We start from the raw sequence: 15,213 nt of genomic DNA, 5'->3' as shown, positions 1-15,213 counted from the left end.
CTGCGCGATTATTTTTTTCTACTAATAGTTAATCCGTCTCTTATTGGTAGAAGAACAGTTTCAATGCGTTCGTCATTTTTAAGAAGCGTGTTGTATTCTAAAACGGCTTTGGTGGATTTATCTTTTTCATCTAAAGGTTCTACAACTTTTCCATGCCATAACACATTATCAGAAAGGATGACACCGCCAGGATTCAACTTGTCAATTATTAAATTAAAATAATTAGAATAGTTCGGTTTATCAGCATCAATGAAGATTAAATCAAATGTATCTTCTAATTCAGGAATAATATCTAAGGCACTTCCTGTATGCTGAATAATCTGTTTTCCATAGTCAGATTTATCAAAATATGTTCGCTGGAAATCAACCAATTCTTCATTTATATCTATAGTGTGAAGTGTTCCATGTTTTTGAAGCCCTTCTGCCAAACATAAAGTTGCATAGCCTGTAAATGTCCCTAATTCTAAAATAGATTTAGGTCTAATTAATTTAGATATCATACTCAATACACGACCTTGATATGGTCCGCTAAGCATTATAGGTTGTAATACTTTTTGATAGGTTTCTCTAGTAAGTTTTTGCAGTAGTTTGGGTTCTTGTTCAGAATGGTCAACTACATATTTATCTAAATTTTCGGGCAGGAAATACATAAATGATAATTTTAATTATAAGAATAACACATGGGAAATTATTAGGATAATATCCTATTTACTAATTTCTTTTTTGCGTCTTCATCATCGCCACAAAGCCATTGTATCACATTATCTTCCCAAATAGCATCGCTTTCAGTTTTGGTAATAATTTCTCTATCAATAGCTAAATCAATTATTTTTCCAGGATAAGAAGATTGTTTTTCGCTTTCCATTTCGCCTAACGGATAAGGGTCATCAAGTCCCATTATCACTTGTTTAGAACCTTGATTTCTAATCAATAATTCTAAACCACCAGTATCATGTACTAAAGTGTCAAAGAATATATTTTTATGCCCTACGGCTTTTCTTGGATGACTCTTACCTTCAAATAAATCTGGTCGCCCATCAAATCCTTGAATCCGTCGTCCTAAATTAATTTGTGCCAATTGTCCGCCATGCGCAAAACAAGTACGCATATTAGGATATTTATCTTGGTAACCATTTAAAGTTAAGAAGTGATATGCATCACCACATTGTGCTAACATCCAAATTAAATGAAAACGCCATGATGTGTTTTCTAATTTTATAAATTTTTCCCCATCGTAAGGATGAATTTCAACAGCCAAATTATATTTGTTGGCCATTTCAAAAATGGGCTCATTTTCTTCATCAAAAATACAACGCCAAGTGCCAATAGAGTCCATATAGTGGGTTGGTAAACACAATAATTGCATACCCAAAACTTCAACGCAACGCTCAATTTCCCAACAAGCACTTCTTACAAAACCCGGATGAACCACGAAACCACAGGTAAATTTGCTAGGATGATTATGTTGAATTTTAGCATTAAAATCATTCTGAAAGCGTAAAGCCTGCTTCATTTCTTCAACCCTTAAACCGTTGCCGTAAAGTTGAGATAAATTTAAAACTACAGCATGGTCTAGCTTATTGCGTTCCATCCATTCCAACTTTTCATCTAAGAAAAAACTAGAATCAGTGATCGGACGATTCCAGTCCTTTTGAAGCATAAATTTTCGGTCTTTATCCACCCAAAAGATTTCTTTATCCTTCATAAACTGAGGTATTTCCTCAGGATAAGGTAGAAGGTGAGAGTGGCCGTTTATTCTTAGTTTGCGTTTGCTCATATTAGGGTTGAATTATGAGATGGTTAGTTATGAAATCTATTTAATTTCTAATTTAGTCCTTTTTAATAGTCTTGTTATATCTATCAAAAATGGCAGGCATATCGGTTTCTATATTATCCAAAGTAAATTCCTCTTCGTATAGCAGATTAGCATCTTTCTCAGAATACCATTGTAACTTATCTTTTACGCCTTCATCTCTTGGGTATTCTATAACTAAACCAACAGTATTTGGTCCACGTTGTGGCGAATGCGGCACTTTTGGCGGTAATAAAAAGATATCACCTTCTTTAATATGAATGTCTTTAGGTACGCCATCATCAATGACTTTTAAAACAATATCTCCTTCTACTTGATAGAAAAATTCTGGTGTTTCATTATAATGATAATCTGTACGGTCGTTAGGACCACCAACAACCATGACAATAAAGTCGCCATCTTTCCAAACCACTTTGTTACCAACAGGTGGTTTAAGTAAATGACGATTTTCTTCAATCCATTCTTTAAAATTTATGGGGGGAAATAATTTGCTCATGATAAGAAGAAGCCCATCCTAGCCTTCCCATTGGGAAGGAACTCTTACTTGGGCGAATAAGAGTAGTTATTAAACAATAATATTTAAATCGTAATAGCTAAAAAATAATTTCACTAATATACAAAGACCGTATAGGTTTTTAAAACCTTTAAAGCCTATTTTTAAGTTAAGAATTACCGCAACAGTTTCTCCTTCCCTTATGGGAAGGGTTAGGGAAGGGCTCTTTACAAAGATTTTGTTCGTCCGCCATCAACAGGAAGGTTAATTCCGTTAATATAAGCAGCACGTTCACTTGCTAAAAAGGTGATAGCATCGGCAAGTTCTTCTGGTTGCGCAAAGCGTTTTGCTGGTACTGCATTTTTCATGGCATTGGCAGCTTCTTCTTCAGTATTCCCAGATTTTACCGATTTGTTTTTTATAATTTGAGTTAAACGTTCTGTACCAGTGGCTCCAGGTAAAACATTGTTTACGGTAATACCAAACTGTCCAAGTTCATTAGCCAACGTTTTACTCCAATTGGCAACCGCTCCTCTTATGGTATTACTAACTCCAAGACCATCTAAAGGTTGTTTTACAGATGTTGAAATCACATTAATGACGCGACCAAAACCTTCCTCTTTCATAAAAGGAACGGTAGTTTGAACTAACACATGATTACATTTTAAATGTTGGGTAAATGCCGATTCAAATTCATCAACTTCGGCAGAAAAAATAGGGCCTCCTTTTGGGCCTCCTGTATTATTTACCAAAATATGAAAACCATGTTGGTTTGAAATATAATCTGAAACCTTTGCTTTTAAATCATCAGGATTTGAAAAATCAGCCACAATATAATCGTGTGCTCTTTGTTGCGGTAATTCCGAAAGTACTGTTTTTAGTTTGTCTTCATTTCTCGCTACTAATGTAATTTGAACACCTTCTGCTGCTAAAGCTTGTGCTGTTGCTTTTCCTATTCCTGCTGTACTGCCGCAGACAAGTGCGTATTTGTTGTTTAGTTGTAAATTCATAAGCCCATCCCAACCTTCCCAAAGGGAAGGAGTTTTGTTAAGAGTTATTATTTTAAAATTTTATTCAATTTATATTTAGAGTTCCAATCTAGTTTCTTCCCTTACGGGAAGACGGAAGATGGGCTTCTAGTATTTTATACAAACATTCTTAGCTTCCGTAAAAAAACGCAAAGCTTCAAAACCACCTTCACGTCCAACTCCAGATGCTTTTACGCCTCCAAAAGGGGTTCTTAAATCGCGCATCATCCAAGTGTTTACCCAAACAATACCGGCTTGTAGTTCGTTACTCATTCGCATGGTACGTTTTAAATTGTTGGTCCATAATGTTGCGGATAAACCATATTTTACTTTGTTTGCCATTTCTAAAACCTCATCTTCTGAATTGAATGGCATTATAGTTACGACAGGTCCAAATATTTCTTCTTGGTTTACTCTGCAGTCGTCATTTGGCACTTCAATAACGGTTGGTTCTAAATAATAACCGTTTTCAAAACCTTTAATTGTTATTTCATTTCCACCACAAAGAACAGTTCCATGTTCTTCTTTCGCAATGTTGATGTATGCTTTTACTTTCTCCAAATGCGATTTAGAGACTAAAGCTCCAATATTGGTGTCGGCTTCAGATGGATGTCCAACTTTTAAAGCTTTTACTTTTTCAACAAAGTCTTTTTTGAATTTATCATAGATAGACGCTTCTACAAAAATGCGACTGCCACACAAGCAAATTTGCCCTTGATTAGCAAAAGAGGAACGTACTGTGGTATTCAACATGTCCTCATAATCACAATCGGCAAAAATGATATTTGGATTTTTTCCGCCTAATTCTAAAGATAGTTTTTTAAATAGTGGCGCAGCGACTTTTGCAATGTGCGCTCCTGTGGCAGTACCTCCTGTAAAAGAAATAGCTTTAATATTTGGATGCTCAATAATGGCTTGTCCTGTGGTTGTTCCTAGTCCATGAACAATGTTTAAAACACCTTCTGGCAAACCTGCTTCGTTACAAATTTCACCAAGTAAATAAGCTGTCATTGGCGTGACTTCACTTGGTTTGGCAACGACGCAATTTCCTGCGGCTAATGCTGGTGCGATTTTCCATGTAAAGAGATAGAGTGGAAGGTTCCAAGGCGAAATACAACCTACAACTCCAATGGGTTGACGTAAGGTATAATTAAAGGCATTTTGACCTACAGATTCATGACTTTCACTCGCGAATTGCGTTATCGCATTCCCAAAGAATCGAAAATTACTCGCTGCTCTAGGAATATCAACGGCTTTTGCTAAACTTACAGGTTTGCCGTTATCTTTACTTTCGGCTTCTGCAAAACGCTCTAAGTTAGCTTCTAGTAATTCTGAAATTTTTATTAAAATTCTGCTACGTTCTTCTAATGTGGTTTGACTCCAACTAGAGAATGCTGATTTTGCACTTTTGTATGCGCTTTCTATATCTTCTTTTGATGAGTTTGGAATTTGTCCGTAGATTTCTCCATCAGATGGATTGTAGTTGTCTAACCAGTTGCCTTGAATTGGGTTTTGGAATTTTCCTTTTATGTAGTTTTGAATGTTCATTTATAATGCATCACAATGAAATATTAATAATATGCCTTTATTGAGTAGAGATTCTTTTTTTTCTTTAAAATAATTAATTAGTTCTTCATTATGTTTAGTGAAATTGTCTTCAAAGGACTTTAACTTTTCTGAAATGTCATTTCTATGGTTTAATAATTCAGTATCATTATTCCAAGTCATTAGTATTGTACTACAATTTTCAGTATATTTTTCGTTGTAGATTCCTACAAAATTAGGTTGATTGATTTTAATTAGATCATATTCCGCATCAGTTAATTCAAAGATTCTGTCTGTCACTCCAAAATCTAAATAATCGATTATACTTACTTTCCAATAGTCGGAAAGATTTATTGTTTTTTTAAAATCAGTTTTTGTAAAATCTAAAGCTAGGCTTCCTATGGATATAGTTGAAATTGAAGAATATAAAGTAATAATATCTTTACCTAAAAAATCTTTAAAATCGTTATTTCTTCTAAATTCATTTTCAGTGTATAGATAATAGTATCCGTTTAGTGTATCACCTTTTTTAGATATAAGATTTAAATGAAAACGATAGGCGTAGCCTGCATCGGCAAATGAATAGCAGCTGATAAATAGAAATAAGATTAAAACTATTTTCTTCATTTTAAGATTTCTTGTAAGCCATAACCTTTATCTCCACCACCAAATCTGGATGTGGTAACTGATGCACTGCAACGGTTGTTCTGGTTGGTCCTGTTTCTTTTTCAAAGAATTCTCCGTAGGCTTTGTTGTAGTCGGCAAAGTCATTCATGTTCACTAAAAATGAGGTCACATCAACCACATCTTTAAGGCTTGCTCCAACTTTTGCTAAGTTCTTTTCTATGTTTTTAAGTACTTCTTGGGTTTGGGTATAGGCGTTTAAACGTTTGGTTCCCATCTCGTCAATGACATCTACACCTGCAATAGTGTTGTCTGGTCGACGCGAACTTGTACCTGAAACGAAAATGAAATCGCCTACTTGTTTAACGTGTGGATATGCTCCTCTTGGTGTTACTTCCATAGTCTAAAAAGCCCCTTTTAATTTCCCCATAGGGGAAAAATTAGAGCGGGAAATTGAGTTAATATTTATAATTAATATTTTTTATGCGTCACTAGTTCCTTCCCTTTGGGAAGGTTAGGATGGGCTTTTTTTTACAACCCAGCAATCCTATCATCTTCTAAAATAGCTTCAGTTTCAGCGTTTACTTTGTCTAAAATAGTTTTTAAATCATCTTCTGACGAAATAATCTTATCCGTTAACAGATTTAAAATCGCTTTGTCTTGTGCTCTTCCTTTTAACATGGCCTGTCTATAACCTATGTTTTCATTAAAGGTAACTAAACTATATTTTGACGAATACGCATTTTGAAATTCTTTTTCTAGAGCCATTTCAATTTTTCGTTTTTCTTGAAATATAGGATTTGCCACATGACCTTTCATTTCATGGAAATTGTCAATAGCTAAATCGGCAATGGCATCTGTATCTTTCTTTCTGTTTTTCTCGTAAGTTGTAAAAGTAGCTTCCCAATTGTCTAAATTTTGGTCTAATACTTTATCGAATTCAACCACATCTTCAAAAGAGGCATTCATACCTTGTCCGTAAAATGGTACAATGGCATGTGCGGAATCTCCCATCAATAGGGTGTTGCCTTTATAATGCCAAGGCGAACATTTTACGGTTCCTAATGAGGCTGTTGGGTTTTCAAAAAAATCATCCACTAAATTGGGCATAATAGCCAATGCATCTGGAAATTCTTTTTTGAAGAATTCCGTTACGGCTTCAGGTGTTGTTAAATTATTGAAATTGTATTGGCCTTCATCAAAACTTAAAAATAAAGTCACTGTAAAGCTACCATCTAAGTTGGGCAGCGCAATAAGCATAAAACTACTTCTTGGCCAAATATGTAAGGCGTTTTTATAGGTTTTATAATCTCCGTTATACGTTGGTAAAAAGGTTAATTCTTTATAACCATGACTTAAATAGTCTTGCGAGAAACTGAATAAGAATTTCTTACCTAAATAATAACTTTTTCTCAAGGCCGAACCTGCGCCATCTGTGGCAATGATACAATCGGCATCTTCTACAAATTCATCTTTAAAGTTATAATCTTGAAATAATGCTGTGGTTTTTTCAAAGTCAACCGATTTGCATTTTTTGTTGAAATGAATGGTGACGTTATCATGTTTTTCGGCTTCATTGAGAAGTAATGCGTTTAAATCGCCTCTAGAAATGGAATTGATGTATTCGTAATCTCTTCCGCTGTAATTAGATAAAAACGTATTGCCTTCTTTATCGTGAATCATTCTACCATTCATTGGTATGCAAAGTTCTTTGACTTTGTCTTCTAGGCCAACGAGCTTCATAGCTTTATTTCCTCTGTTGGAAAATGCTAAATTAATGGAACGACCAGCGGAAATATCTGTAGTTCTTAAGTCTGGACGCATTTCGTAAACGGTTACGTTGTAGCCTCTTTGCCCTAGTCTTAGAGCTAGTAGACTTCCGCAGAGTCCTGCGCCAATGATAAGTATGTTTTGGGCAGCCCCTTCTAAATCTTCCCCAAAAGGGAAGACTTTTTCACTGTTGCTTTTATCGTTATCCATATTGTTCTTTAAATTTAAGCAGGTAATCCTGAGAATTTCAGGTTTTTCGTTTATATCGTTTTTAACCCAAAATTCATTTTGTTTTTATAAACCTATAAGGTTTTTAAAACCTTATAGGTTAAAGTAGTTCTCAGTTCCCTTCCTTTGGAAGGGTTAGGGAAGGCTTTTTTTTATTTTCTCAACCATTAGATAAACATCTTCAAAAGAATTATATAAGGGTACAGGTGCACATCTAATCACATCAGGTTCTCGCCAATCGCTAATAACGCCAGCTTCCGTTAATTTATCGTGTAAAGATTTGTCAGCATTTAAAACCTGAATTGATAATTGACAACCACGTTCATCAGGGTTTTCTGGTGTGATAATTCTGATGGTGTCTTCGCCTAAGTCTTTCAATAAAAACTCAAAATAACCGGTTAACTTTTTCGATTTTTTAAGGATTTTATCAAATCCGACTTCATGAAACATATCCAATGAGGCTTTTATAGCTGCCATGGATAATATTGGTGGATTACTGAGTTGCCAACCTTCAGCTCCTGGTAAGACATCAAACTCATGTCGCATATTAAAGCGTGTGTCCTTATTGTGGCTCCACCAACCTGTAAATCGGTTGAGGTCTTTATCATACGCATGTCTTTCATGCACAAAACAACCCGATAAACTTCCTGGTCCAGAATTTAAGTATTTATAGGTACACCAAATGGCAAAATCGGCTCCTGAATTATGTAAGTCTAAGTCAACGTTTCCTGCGCCATGTGCACAGTCAAATCCAACTTTACAGCCGTAACTGTGACCAAGGTCTGTAATGCGTTTAAAATCGAAAAACTGACCTGTGTAGTAATTGACTCCACCAATCATGATTAACGCTATCTCGTTGCCTTGTGTTTCAAGAATTTTTTCTAAATCTTCATAATTCAGTAATTCTTCGCCTTTTCGTGGTGTCCATAAAATTAAACCTTCTTTATCATCATAACCATGATGACGTAATTGAGATTCTACAGCATATTTATCTGAAGGAAACGCATCACTTTCTATAAGAATTTTATAACGCTCCTTGGTGGGTTGATAAAACGACGCCATCATAAAATGGAGGTTTGCCGTTAAAGAATTCATAGTAACCACTTCAATGGGTTTTGCACCAACGAGTTTGGCTGTAGCTTCTGTTAAAAATTCGTGATAGGGTAACCAAGGATTTTTAGCATCTGTATGCCCTTCAACACCGAGATTTGCCCAATCTTCTAACTCTTGATTGATATAAGCTTTAGTTGATTTTGGTTGCAAGCCAAGTGAATTGCCACAGAGGTAAATGAGGTCTTTTCCGTTTTTATCTTTTGGAATATGAAACTGTGCTCTGTAGTTAGATAATTCGTCTAATTCGTCTTGTTGCTTAGCATAATCAAGACCATGTTTGTGGTTGGACAATTTGAAAGGATTTTCGGTTTCCTACAAAAATAGCATAATTCTATTAATTTTCCTTTAATCGATTAATTCAGAAAGTATGATGTAATTAAAAAGAATTGAAATAGTTTTGCGTCTATTTTTCTGGCTAATTACTTAGTCGATAATTAATTGTATATGCTAAATAAACTTTGGTTACCCTACCACCAATGGTATATTAGATATAGTGGCTTTTCTAATAAAAACGAGAAAGACGATTTAACTTATTTTAGAGATAAACTATTTGTCTCTATTTTAATATTAACGCTTGCATTAAGTTCAATATCTTATATTCCTAGTGGAGGAATGGCGATTGCCTTGGATAAATGGTTCGTTTTTGTAATAGATACTATAGCTGTATCGGTAATGGCATTTTTAGTTTTTAATAGGCAAATGCGTCTCTCAGTAAAGAAAACTATATTTTCTATTAATTTGTTTTTACTGTCTTTTGCCTTAATTATTGATCTTGGACTCCAAGGTAGTGGTACTATTTTGCTCTTTATGCTTAGTGTTTTAATTACACTTTATAGTGGTAAGAAAGCTGGTGTTATTTCTGTTATAGTATCTGCGTTGTTTTATGTAATTGTACTATTAGTAAATTATTATGAGGGTATAGACTTTGAGTTTTTTTCACAGTCTCCAAATGAGATTTTATTTGTTGTTTTTACAAACAATATACTCTTTGGTTTGTTGACCGTTTTATCTGTGTCATTTTTGGTGGATCATTTACACGCTGCTTTATTAAAAGAAAATCAACTCCAAGAGGAACTTATTGAAAAACATAAAAATGTAATTATAGCGAAGGAGCGTGCCGAAGAATCAGACCAATTAAAATCGGCCTTTATGACTAATATGAGTCATGAAATTAGAACACCGATGTATGGTATTTTAGGTAGTGCAGAGCTATTAAAATCATACCATATTGATGATGAGGAATATCAGGAGTTTGTTGAGGTCATTGATCATAATGGTAATGAACTCCTCGACGTAATTACAGATATTTTGAATATATCTAAAATTGAAACAGGTCAAATGAGGGTTAAACCATCGTTGTTTAATGTTGATGATTGTATTCAAGGTGTTTTTGATTCGTTTTTGCCTGAAGTTAAATCCAAACATGTTGGTTTTACTTTAAACAATTTTATCAGTAAAGGAGATCGTCAAATAAATTCTGATAAAGAAAAGCTTACTGCAATATTAAGGCATCTTATAGAAAATGCTGTAAAGTATACTTCAAATGGAGATCAAATTACATTAAGCTGTAGTGTAGATAGTGATGTTTCTCATTATGAATTTGTTATTAAAGATACTGGTGTTGGAATTCCCGAAGATAAGAAAGAGACTATTTTTAATCCTTTTTATCAAGTAGATGTTAATAACAAAAACGGACTTCATGGATCTGGGATTGGTTTGTCTATCTCAAAAGCTTATGTAGAGATGTTGGGTGGAGATATGGTGTTGGAAAGTGCAAAAGGAGTCGGGACGTCTGTGAAATTTACCATAGTTACCGATATGAAAAAAAATCGAAACTTATTCGTTGTTCGATAGTGGTCAATAAAAAAAACAAAGCACCTTTACAAAATCGTAAAAGTGCTTTAATATATATAGGCGCCAAAAGGCGGAAAATGTAAGCTATGCGTTGTTAAATCGAAACTTAAAACACGAATCTTACATTATAGAGAGCAAAAATACAGTCTTATTTTGTGGCATCCAAAGTTATACTGACATCCGTGAAGTTTAGATTCCAATGGCCACCTTCCATTTTGTGATCTGTGGCAATTTTAATGCCGTTATAATCTTTATAATTTTCAAAAGTTGTTGCTAGGGTTGGCTCTTGAGAATTTCCTTTTCTAAAGATCCATTCTTTAATCATAAAGTCATCGCCATAAAAAATGTCATAAGCATCGCCAGGAGTATAACCGCCTTCATTTGGATAGGTTAGGGTGATAAGATTTAATTGGTTTTTACTAATTGGAGCTATTGCTTTTTTTGGTTCAGAAACCGTAGCAGTAGAATCCCAAACCAATTGAAATGGTACTAACAACCAAAATTTATCGTTAATGAAAGCTCTATCGGCAGCCATACTCATACTATCCTGAGGATTTTGAATATAACTTACTGTTTCCGTGTCAGTCTCCATATTAACAATTTTAGTTTTTGGATTCCAAGTCCAAGTTCTGCCTTTTCCTTGTATAGTATCTCTATCGACTTGAAAAGTAAATTTTACTTCAGATACATTCTTCCAATTTTCAAAACCATGTGAGTTAGCAATTTTTCGAGCTATAGTTGGTTCTTTATGGATTTCTTTTAAACGTGATTCGGACTTGTCAGATTTGCAACTTGAAAAAAGTAGTAAACAGATAAGACCAAGATATAATGATTTCATATTAAAAAAGATATGGTAAATTACAGGCTAAATTAATCAACCATGAATGACGACGCTAATTATTTTGAAGTTAATAAAGCGACTTGGAACAAAAAAGTAGCCATACATGCGCAAAGTGAGATGTATAATATCAATGCTTTCAAAAATGGAAAAACATCTTTAATGCCTTATGAACTAAAGGCTTTGGGAGATGTTAAGGGTAAATCATTGTTGCATTTGCAATGCCATTTTGGTCAAGATACGCTGAGTTGGAGTCGAATGGGAGCCAAGTGTGTTGGTGTCGATTTGAGTGATGAAGGTATAAAATTAGCAAAGCAATTAAATGAAGAATTAAAACTTGATGCTAGGTTTGTTTGCTGTAATGTTTTGGATACGTCTAAACATATTTCAGAGACTTTTGATATTGTTTTTACAAGCTACGGAACTATTGGTTGGTTGCCAGACTTGAAACCTTGGGCTAAAATGATTGCGGAACGACTTAACGTAGGTGGAACATTTTACATTGTAGAATTTCACCCAATTGTTTGGATGTTTGATTATGTAGATGGACAACCCAAAATGAAATATCATTACAGTCAGGATGATGTGATTTATGATGAGTATGAAGGCACTTATGCTAATCAAGATTCAAAAATTGTAAGTAAAGAGTATGGTTGGAATCATGGTTTAAGTGAGGTGGTTAATTCACTTATTGAAGCGGGATTACAAATTGAGTACCTCAATGAATACAATGAAAGCCCGTATGATGTTTTTCCGGATTTGATAAAGACAGAATCAGGAATGTATAAAATGGAAAACCAATTGTTTCCTATGATTTTTGAGTTGAAGGCTACGAAAAAAAGGTTCTCTAATTCTTAAATGGGAAAACTGTAAAATCTAACATTCTATCAAAAAAAATAGTTTCAAACATGAAAATAATTAATTTATTAATCCTTTTCTTAACAATTAACCTTTGTTCCGCTCAAGCGATTAAAGGTATTGTAAAAGATAAATTAACAGGGGAATCTATCGCTTATGCGAATGTTGTTTTAAAAAATGGTAAAGGCACCTATGCTAATGAATTTGGGGGTTTTGAATTGAAAATTGAAAACATAAATAGTGATACTTTAAAGATTTCAACTATAGGTTATAAATCTAGGCTATTGCCTGCGACTCGTTTTAAAACTGATGGGATACTTGAAATTTTATTAGAGCCTGATATTGAGAATTTGGATGAAGTTGTCATTTCTAGTAAAAAAATAAAATATGGTGAGAAAGAGATTCTAGGTGAAAAAAGAGATGGGAATATTGGTGTGACGTCCTTAATTGGTTATGAAACCACAGTGTTAATAGAGAATCCTAAATCCAAAACAGGCAAAGTAAATGGAGTTTATATAAATCTTAAAAAACGAAAAGATGCTGAATATATAGCAACCTTTAATCTTAAGTTTTATGAATTTGATTCTATAACTAATTCACCTGGTAAGTTGTTATACCATGAAAATTTATATGTGAAACCTAAAAATAAAAAATATAAACTTTGGGTTGATGTAAAAGATTTAGGAATTAGATTCCCTAAAGCAGGAATTTGTGTTGGTGTTGAAATGGTAAATACATCAGGAAAAGTGAAAAAGTACGCTTATTTTGGTCCTAGATATAGATATACATTTACCGAAGAGAAAGATCTACAAACGTGGTCTAATTATCATAATACAGGATGGAGAGATGGATATATAGAATATAAAAACCCCAAACGCACTAAAGTTGGGGTTTTAAATCCTATGATAGGTGTTGAGGTTGAATATGTTTTTGAGTAGATATTTTAAGACCTTTAAGGTTTTCAAAACCTTAAAGGTCTTATACATTAAAAATAGATTTCAGGCTTGTTTAATTAATGAGGTCGCCCATTTATATGGTTTTTTATGAGTTTATAATGCCAACTGCTTAGGCGTTTTGCATTATGTTCTTGCTCTATCAGAGCTGATATTTCGTTAAAATATTTTGGATCCGCATGTCTGAAAATTAGCCAAGTTTCTAGGTTTGGACAATCAATACGTTCGCCGCTAATCCAGCCATATTCTTTTGTTAACTCAATAAGTTGTTCCGTATTATGCTTATCAATGGTATTCCGTTTTTGAATTAGAGAGTCTATTTCTTTTTTAGAGTAAGTACCATCATCTTTTTTAAAACTATCAGGAATTTTAAGTCGAATGTCACGGTCCTTTTGTATCATGTCTGTGATGGTTTCACACATTTCAGTTTTGTTAGTAATTGTTTTTTGCGCGAAACTCGTGTTCACGAAAACAATTAGAAGCACTAACAATACTTTTTTAATGTGTGTAAGCATCTCTTAATGTTTTGCTGTTTCCTTTAACAATTCAGGAAACTTAGCTTTAAATTTATTTAATCTAGGCACTGATACATTTCTAATATAACCTTGATTTGGGTGAAGACGTTCATAATTTTGATGATAATCTTCTCCAACCCAAAACTTTTGAAATGGGTATACTTCAGCAGCAATAGTGGCATCTAATTCCTTAGCCAAAGCCGCTTTTTTATCTTCAATGATTTTCTTTTGCTCGTCGTTTTGATAAAAAATTATAGAACGATACTGTGAGCCATGATCAGGACCTTGACCGTTAACTTGTGTGGGGTTCTGAGAACCAAAATACACATCAACTAGTTCTGAGAAGCTAATAACTTCAGGGTCATAAATTATTTCTACAGTTTCCGCATGGCCAGTTTTACCAGTGTTGCTCGCTTCATAGGTTGGATTGTCTGTAAATCCACCAGCATAGCCTGAAATAGATTCCTCAACACCTTTTACACTTTCATAAACAGCTTCAACACACCAAAAGCAACCACTAGCAAAATACGCTCTTGCTTTACCATCTTTTAAGGGTACAACAATAGGTTTTGCATCTATAACAGCGTGTTGTTTTGGGTTCGTCTGTGCCTGATTGTGGCAGCTAAATAATAAGGTGATCGTTAAAATGCTTAGTAACTTTTTCATGTTTCAATTTTTCTTTTTTTTAAAGTCGTTAAAAGTTACGATTCCTTAAGTCTAATTATTCTAAAATTATCTTAAATAAAAAAAGCCCTTGCAAATGCAAAGGCTTAGATATAATATGTGTGAAATGTTTATTTACTAAGTTTAGCAAATAATTTATTCATTTTTACTTTTTCTTCTTCAGCTAAATCAGCATCTACAAGGATTCGACCACTATGTTCATCAGTAATTACTTTCTTACGAGAAGCAATTTCAACTTGTATTTGTGGAGGAATTGTAAAGAAAGAACCACCTGAAGCACCACGCTCAATAGCAACAACAGCTAAACCGTTTTTAACGTTGTTTCTAATTCTGAGGTACGCTTTAACTAAACGCTCATCAATCTTCTTTTGAAAATCTAAAGACTTATCGTTAAGTGCTTCTTCTTCTTTTTCAGTTTCCTTCAAAATTTCGTTAAGCTCCCCTTTTTTGTGCTTTAAATGTGCAGTACGATCTTTTAAACGCTCTTTAGTTTCAGAAATAACTTCTTTTTTCTGCTCTATCTGAACTTTAAATTCTTTTATGTGCTTTTCAGCTAATTGAATCTCTAATTCCTGAAATTCAATTTCTTTAGTCAATGAGTTGTATTCTCTGTTATTTCTAACATTTTTTTGTTGCTCACTATATTTTTTGATCAAAGTTTTAGCTTCTTCGATTAGGTTTTTCTTACCTTTAATCTCGTCATCAATAATAGTTAGGCTGTCGTTTAGCTTTTCCATTCTTAAGTTAAGCCCTTCAACTTCGTCTTCTAAATCTCTAACTTCTAAAGGAAGTTCTCCTCTGACATTTCTTATTTCATCAACTCTAGAGTCAATTAATTGTAAATCATATAGTGCTCTTAATCGCTCTTCAACAGAAACTTCAGCTTTTTTTGCCATA

The 15,213-nt window shown here is 33.9% G+C and carries 16 protein-coding genes; 3 read left to right on the top strand and 13 right to left on the bottom strand.

From position 1 onward, the window contains the following. Positions 1-8: 8 nt before the first annotated feature. The 9 genes from KO515_RS04540 to kynU all read right to left on the bottom strand — a co-directional run bounded on the left by KO515_RS04540 (position 9) and on the right by kynU (position 8,905). The gene (locus tag KO515_RS04540) at positions 9-650 is read right to left on the bottom strand and encodes an O-methyltransferase (RefSeq protein WP_215935195.1); all 642 of its coding nucleotides are present in this window, start codon (positions 648-650) and stop codon (positions 9-11) included. Positions 651-691: 41 nt separating this feature from the next. Then, on the bottom strand, positions 692-1,777 hold the full coding sequence (locus tag KO515_RS04535; RefSeq protein ID WP_215935194.1) for an amidohydrolase family protein: 1,086 nt from the start codon (positions 1,775-1,777) through the stop codon (positions 692-694). A 52-nt stretch (positions 1,778-1,829) separates the two neighbouring features. After that, a complete protein-coding gene (locus KO515_RS04530) occupies positions 1,830-2,309 on the bottom strand; it encodes a 3-hydroxyanthranilate 3,4-dioxygenase (RefSeq protein ID WP_215935193.1) in 480 nt (159 codons plus the stop codon). Positions 2,310-2,533: 224 nt separating this feature from the next. After that, positions 2,534-3,316: an SDR family oxidoreductase gene (locus KO515_RS04525; protein ID WP_215935192.1), complete on the bottom strand. Its 783-nt coding sequence runs from the start codon at positions 3,314-3,316 to the stop codon at positions 2,534-2,536. A 126-nt stretch (positions 3,317-3,442) separates the two neighbouring features. Then, positions 3,443-4,882, bottom strand: a complete 1,440-nt coding sequence (locus tag KO515_RS04520) for an aldehyde dehydrogenase (protein WP_215935191.1) — start codon at positions 4,880-4,882, stop codon at positions 3,443-3,445. Continuing rightward, on the bottom strand, positions 4,883-5,506 hold the full coding sequence (locus KO515_RS04515; protein ID WP_215935190.1) for a hypothetical protein: 624 nt from the start codon (positions 5,504-5,506) through the stop codon (positions 4,883-4,885). 1 nt (position 5,507) lies between these two features. Beyond that, the gene (locus KO515_RS04510; protein ID WP_215935189.1) at positions 5,508-5,903 is read right to left on the bottom strand and encodes a RidA family protein; all 396 of its coding nucleotides are present in this window, start codon (positions 5,901-5,903) and stop codon (positions 5,508-5,510) included. Between the two features lie 131 nt (positions 5,904-6,034). Then, the gene (locus KO515_RS04505) at positions 6,035-7,483 is read right to left on the bottom strand and encodes an FAD-dependent oxidoreductase (protein ID WP_215935188.1); all 1,449 of its coding nucleotides are present in this window, start codon (positions 7,481-7,483) and stop codon (positions 6,035-6,037) included. Between the two features lie 153 nt (positions 7,484-7,636). Next, positions 7,637-8,905, bottom strand: coding sequence for a kynureninase (gene kynU / locus KO515_RS04500; protein WP_215935187.1), 1,269 nt, complete (start codon positions 8,903-8,905; stop codon positions 7,637-7,639). 153 nt (positions 8,906-9,058) lie between these two features. Between kynU and KO515_RS04495 the strand changes: the two genes are divergently transcribed. Beyond that, positions 9,059-10,468, top strand: coding sequence for a sensor histidine kinase (locus KO515_RS04495; RefSeq protein WP_215935186.1), 1,410 nt, complete (start codon positions 9,059-9,061; stop codon positions 10,466-10,468). Positions 10,469-10,616: 148 nt separating this feature from the next. Here the strand turns inward: KO515_RS04495 and KO515_RS04490 are convergent, their stop codons facing one another. Then, positions 10,617-11,306: a hypothetical protein gene (locus tag KO515_RS04490; protein ID WP_215935185.1), complete on the bottom strand. Its 690-nt coding sequence runs from the start codon at positions 11,304-11,306 to the stop codon at positions 10,617-10,619. Between the two features lie 42 nt (positions 11,307-11,348). On the opposite strand from KO515_RS04490, the gene KO515_RS04485 reads away from it, so the two are divergent. Both KO515_RS04485 and KO515_RS04480 read left to right on the top strand, forming a co-directional pair. Next, positions 11,349-12,164, top strand: a complete 816-nt coding sequence (locus KO515_RS04485; RefSeq protein ID WP_215935184.1) for a class I SAM-dependent methyltransferase — start codon at positions 11,349-11,351, stop codon at positions 12,162-12,164. 50 nt (positions 12,165-12,214) lie between these two features. Beyond that, entirely contained in the window at positions 12,215-13,102 is an 888-nt protein-coding gene (locus KO515_RS04480; RefSeq protein WP_215935183.1) for a carboxypeptidase-like regulatory domain-containing protein, read from the top strand. A 74-nt stretch (positions 13,103-13,176) separates the two neighbouring features. Here KO515_RS04480 and KO515_RS04475 read toward each other — a convergent pair whose 3' ends face one another. From KO515_RS04475 to KO515_RS04465, 3 genes are all read right to left on the bottom strand, one after another. Next, positions 13,177-13,518 carry a hypothetical protein gene (locus KO515_RS04475; protein ID WP_215935182.1) on the bottom strand — a complete coding sequence of 114 codons (342 nt, stop codon included), beginning with the start codon at positions 13,516-13,518 and terminating at the stop codon, positions 13,177-13,179. A gap of 117 nt (positions 13,519-13,635) precedes the next feature. Then, positions 13,636-14,298 (bottom strand): peptide-methionine (S)-S-oxide reductase MsrA, encoded by a 663-nt coding sequence (gene msrA / locus KO515_RS04470; protein ID WP_215935181.1) that lies wholly within the window; start codon positions 14,296-14,298, stop codon positions 13,636-13,638. A 128-nt stretch (positions 14,299-14,426) separates the two neighbouring features. Then, entirely contained in the window at positions 14,427-15,212 is a 786-nt protein-coding gene (locus tag KO515_RS04465; protein WP_215935180.1) for a zinc ribbon domain-containing protein, read from the bottom strand. Position 15,213: the final 1 nt, after the last annotated feature.

This window comes from Winogradskyella psychrotolerans (assembly GCF_018860545.1).
Classification (GTDB): domain Bacteria; phylum Bacteroidota; class Bacteroidia; order Flavobacteriales; family Flavobacteriaceae; genus Winogradskyella; species Winogradskyella psychrotolerans_A.
Note: the sequence above shows the minus strand (reverse complement) of the source record. Positions and strands in the feature narration are given on the sequence as shown.

Bases quoted from the DNA above. Each gene is read 5' to 3' on its own strand.
- KO515_RS04505 (WP_215935188.1), bottom strand. From the start codon at position 7,483: ATGGATAACGATAAAAGCAACAGTGAAAAAGTCTTCCCTTTTGGGGAA.
- KO515_RS04485 (WP_215935184.1), top strand. From the start codon at position 11,349: ATGAATGACGACGCTAATTATTTTGAAGTTAATAAAGCGACTTGGAAC.
- KO515_RS04510 (WP_215935189.1), bottom strand. From the start codon at position 5,903: ATGGAAGTAACACCAAGAGGAGCATATCCACACGTTAAACAAGTAGGC.
- KO515_RS04540 (WP_215935195.1), bottom strand. From the start codon at position 650: ATGTATTTCCTGCCCGAAAATTTAGATAAATATGTAGTTGACCATTCT.
- KO515_RS04520 (WP_215935191.1), bottom strand. From the start codon at position 4,882: ATGAACATTCAAAACTACATAAAAGGAAAATTCCAAAACCCAATTCAA.
- KO515_RS04515 (WP_215935190.1), bottom strand. From the start codon at position 5,506: ATGAAGAAAATAGTTTTAATCTTATTTCTATTTATCAGCTGCTATTCA.
- KO515_RS04495 (WP_215935186.1), top strand. From the start codon at position 9,059: ATGCTAAATAAACTTTGGTTACCCTACCACCAATGGTATATTAGATAT.
- KO515_RS04490 (WP_215935185.1), bottom strand. From the start codon at position 11,306: ATGAAATCATTATATCTTGGTCTTATCTGTTTACTACTTTTTTCAAGT.
- KO515_RS04480 (WP_215935183.1), top strand. From the start codon at position 12,215: ATGAAAATAATTAATTTATTAATCCTTTTCTTAACAATTAACCTTTGT.
- KO515_RS04525 (WP_215935192.1), bottom strand. From the start codon at position 3,316: ATGAATTTACAACTAAACAACAAATACGCACTTGTCTGCGGCAGTACA.
- KO515_RS04475 (WP_215935182.1), bottom strand. From the start codon at position 13,518: ATGATACAAAAGGACCGTGACATTCGACTTAAAATTCCTGATAGTTTT.
- KO515_RS04465 (WP_215935180.1), bottom strand. From the start codon at position 15,212: ATGGCAAAAAAAGCTGAAGTTTCTGTTGAAGAGCGATTAAGAGCACTA.
- KO515_RS04530 (WP_215935193.1), bottom strand. From the start codon at position 2,309: ATGAGCAAATTATTTCCCCCCATAAATTTTAAAGAATGGATTGAAGAA.
- msrA (WP_215935181.1), bottom strand. From the start codon at position 14,298: ATGAAAAAGTTACTAAGCATTTTAACGATCACCTTATTATTTAGCTGC.
- KO515_RS04535 (WP_215935194.1), bottom strand. From the start codon at position 1,777: ATGAGCAAACGCAAACTAAGAATAAACGGCCACTCTCACCTTCTACCT.